At 48.6% G+C, this 3,859-nt stretch carries 2 protein-coding genes and 1 pseudogene; 2 read left to right on the top strand and 1 reads right to left on the bottom strand.

Translation table 11 applies throughout. The annotated features are described in order from the left end of the window. The first annotated feature begins 244 nt into the window (after positions 1-244). A complete protein-coding gene (locus Q4A14_RS08820; RefSeq protein ID WP_303171499.1) occupies positions 245-2,881 on the top strand; it encodes a valine--tRNA ligase in 2,637 nt (878 codons plus the stop codon). Positions 2,882-2,909: 28 nt separating this feature from the next. Next, positions 2,910-3,365: a hypothetical protein gene (locus Q4A14_RS08815; protein WP_303171497.1), complete on the top strand. Its 456-nt coding sequence runs from the start codon at positions 2,910-2,912 to the stop codon at positions 3,363-3,365. A 264-nt stretch (positions 3,366-3,629) separates the two neighbouring features. Here Q4A14_RS08815 and Q4A14_RS08810 read toward each other — a convergent pair. Further along, positions 3,630-3,859, bottom strand: a pseudogene (locus tag Q4A14_RS08810) (ISAs1 family transposase); the annotation flags it as partial.

The following is a 3,859-nucleotide window of genomic DNA, read 5'->3' as shown; positions in this document are numbered from 1 at the left end:
TGTCTAACTTGACGCATCAAGTTAGACAACTTCATTCATCAAGTTAGACAACTTGATTTCGACAGATGTACATCTCCTGCCTACCCTCGCACAAGGCATATATCCATCATCAATATACGTGCGTTGGGGACACTCACAGTTTCAAAGAAAAACGTAACTTTGTAAGGTTGTGGAGGTGAGAACCCTTCTTGCCTCACAGAGCAATCCGCAGATTAAACGCAAAAACAATACACATCATATTATAATGGCGAAAGAACTAAGTGCAAAGTACAATCCTGCCGAAGTCGAAAGCAAGTGGTACCGGTACTGGATGGATCACAAGCTCTTTGCTTCCAAACCCGACAGTCGCGAACCATACACCATAGTGATGCCTCCCCCCAACGTGACGGGAGTCCTCCACATGGGACACATGCTCAACAATACGTTGCAGGATATACTTGTGCGCCGTGCTCGTATGACAGGCAAAAATGCGTGCTGGATACCAGGAACAGACCATGCTTCCATAGCAACAGAGGCAAAAGTGGTCCAACGCCTTGCCGGTCAGGGAATCAAAAAGTCTGACCTCACCCGTGAGGAGTTCCTCAAACATGCATGGGAGTGGACCGAAGAGCACGGAGGAATCATCCTCAAGCAACTCCGTCACCTTGGTGCTTCGTGCGACTGGGATCGTACGGCATTCACAATGGATGAGCCTCGTAGCGAGAGTGTCATCAGGGTCTTTGTGGATCTTTACGAGAAAGGGCTTATCTATCGCGGCGTCAGGATGGTCAACTGGGATCCTCAGGCTCTCACAGCGCTCTCCGATGAAGAAGTGGTATACAAGGAAGAACACGGTAAACTGTACTATCTCCGTTATAAAGTCGAAGGCGATCCTGAAGGACGCTATGCTGTCGTGGCAACGACCCGCCCTGAGACGATCATGGGAGACACAGCGATGTGTATCAACCCCAATGACCCTAAGAACACCTGGCTCAAGGGAAAACGCGTCATCGTCCCTCTTGTGGGACGTTCGATACCTGTCATCGAGGATGATTATGTAGACATAGAGTTTGGGACGGGATGTCTCAAAGTCACTCCCGCACACGATGTCAATGACTATATGCTCGGAGAGAAGTACAACCTCCAGAGTATCGATATATTCGATGACAATGGGACGCTCAACGAGTCGGCAGAACTATACATAGGTATGGATCGCTTCGATGTACGCAAGCAGATAGAGCATGACCTCGAAGCTGCGGGCTTGCTCGAAAAAGTAGAACCTTACACCAACAAGGTCGGCTACTCTGAGCGCACCAATGTCGTGATAGAGCCAAAACTATCGATGCAGTGGTTCCTCAAGATGGAGCGACTTGCAGAGATGGCTCTCAAGCCGGTCATGGATGACAGCTTGAAGTTTTATCCTGCGAGATACAAAAACACGTACCGCCACTGGATGGAAAACATCAAGGACTGGTGCGTATCTCGCCAACTATGGTGGGGACATCGCATCCCTGCATACTTCCTCCCTGAGGGTGGCTATGTCGTAGCTGCTACGGAAGAAGAAGCTCTCGTCAAAGCAAAAGCAAAAACGGGAAATGAGGCTCTCACGATGGCAGACCTGCGCCACGATGAAGACTGTCTCGACACATGGTTCTCATCTTGGCTATGGCCTATATCTCTATTTGACGGCATCAACAATCCGGGCAATGAAGAGATGAAGTACTACTACCCCACAAGTGATCTGGTGACAGGCCCGGACATCATATTCTTCTGGGTTGCCCGTATGATCATGGCAGGGTATGAGTATGAGGGTGATATGCCTTTCCGCAATGTCTACTTCACCGGTATCGTACGTGATGCCAAAGGGCGTAAGATGTCGAAGTCTCTCGGCAATAGCCCTGATCCCCTCCACCTCATCGAGACTTACGGAGCGGACGGTGTGCGTATGGGACTCATGACATCGGCCTCGGCAGGAAACGACATCCTCTTCGATGAGGCGATGTGCGAACAAGGACGCAACTTTAACAACAAGATATGGAACTCGTTCCGCCTCATCCAAGGATGGGAAGTGGATGCTTCGATCCCCCAAAGCATGGCAGCTCAGACGGCAGTCATGTGGTTTGGCGAATTGCTCAAGGCTACAGCCCTCGAGCTTGAGGATCTGTTCTCCAAGTACCGCATCAGCGATGCCATGTTGCTCCTATACAAACTGGTAAAAGATGACTTTTCGGGCACATACCTCGAACTCATCAAACCGGACTACGGCTCACCGATCGATGCCAAGACCCTTGCAGAGACAAACGACTACTTTGATCAGATACTTCGTCTGTTGCATCCGTTTATGCCGTTCATCACTGAAGAGTTGTGGCAGGCTCTTGCACCTCGGAAGGATGGAGAAAGCCTTGCGGTACAACAGATATCTAAAGGCTCAGAAGGGAACAAGGACATCATCGCCTACATGGAAGTGGCACGAGAAATAGTATCGGCAGTGCGCAACCTCCGCGCATCTCGCAATGTGTCACCTCGAGAAGCTCTCGAACTATATGTTCCGGAGGGCGCAATGTGCACATGGGCAATCGCAGCAATCTCCAAGCTGGCAAACATCAGCGAGATCAAGACAGGCTCTCTCGAGGGGGCAGATATCGCCTCATTCATGATAGGGACTCACACATACAGCGTGCCATTTACAGGATTCGTCAATGTCGAAGAGGAGTTGGCCAAGTTGGCTGAGGAAGAGAGGTACTATGAGAAGTTCCTTGCGAGCGTACGTGGCAAACTCTCCAACGAGAAGTTTGTATCGAAAGCTCCCGAACAAGTAGTGGCTCTCGAACGTAAAAAAGAGTCCGATGCTCTCGAAAAACTTGAGAACATACACTCTCGCATGGTAGCCCTCAAACAGTAAAAACTCATAAAGAAAACATATACAGGATATGGATAAAAACACTAAGGATAGAGTATTTGTGGAAGAACTTTTTGATGAGTTTTACACAAATCTGGAAGCATCTGACATATTGTCGATCAGTGACATATATGTACGTCTCGATCTCCCTCAAGGCGATCTCACAATAGCCGATGAGGAGGAAAACTGCGCAGTCCATAAGACACTCTATCATTGGTGTGCAAAGGATGAAACTCAGTCTGAAAGTGTACGGAAAAATGCCCTAAATACATTGCGAGCGACTCTGCTTGTGATGCAAAACAAAGGCTACTTCGATCGTCCTGCCTTCCAACACCCCATGTCCGTACTATATATGGATCCGGCAGAGACAGACCCGGTGGAACTCCTATCCATCGATGACAAGTGGCTCGGACTCGACCTGCCTCTCATGGAAGGTTTGGACAAGGAACTTGATGACTTCTTGACCAACCTTTTGGACGAAAAATAATCTGCTTATCGAAAATAAGAAAAATCGAAGCTGCTCTCTTGTCATGTCATAATACTCAACAAGGGAGCAGCTTCTCTCATTTGTAAAAGGATTTGAAGGAAATAATGCCGTTGCCCCCGAAGGATGACTTTCAAGGTCAGATGAACACCTGTTCAATCAGGCGACATACCGGACTCAGCAAGCAAGCCCAAGGCCTAAAATGCGAAACAGATAACAGGGCAACCGCATCAAATTTTGAGTAGCTTTTTGAGGTAGTCTATATTTAGTCGCAGAGTAATCCTTACGGGCTCGACAAGCATCCTCCCTAAAGGTTACATCCAAATGCTGGTGAAGCCAGTTCTCAATCCCCCAATGTCCCCGAATACACTGTCCGATTAATTGACACTGCTCAGGAGGTAAACTGCTGATGTAATTGCTTATCTATGCGTGTATCTCTTTCCCGCGTGTTTTGAGAGCCTTCAACTCTGCCTCCCAATTCAACGCTCCCTCTGTGG

Source organism: Porphyromonas sp. (assembly GCF_030529325.1).
Classification (GTDB): Bacteria; Bacteroidota; Bacteroidia; order Bacteroidales; family Porphyromonadaceae; genus Porphyromonas_A.
The sequence above is the reverse complement of the archived record's forward strand: the minus strand, read 5'-3'. Positions and strand labels throughout refer to the sequence as shown.

Excerpts from the sequence above, each read along its gene's own strand:
- Q4A14_RS08815 (WP_303171497.1), top strand. The coding sequence starts at position 2,910 with ATGGATAAAAACACTAAGGATAGAGTATTTGTGGAAGAACTTTTTGAT.
- Q4A14_RS08820 (WP_303171499.1), top strand. The coding sequence starts at position 245 with ATGGCGAAAGAACTAAGTGCAAAGTACAATCCTGCCGAAGTCGAAAGC.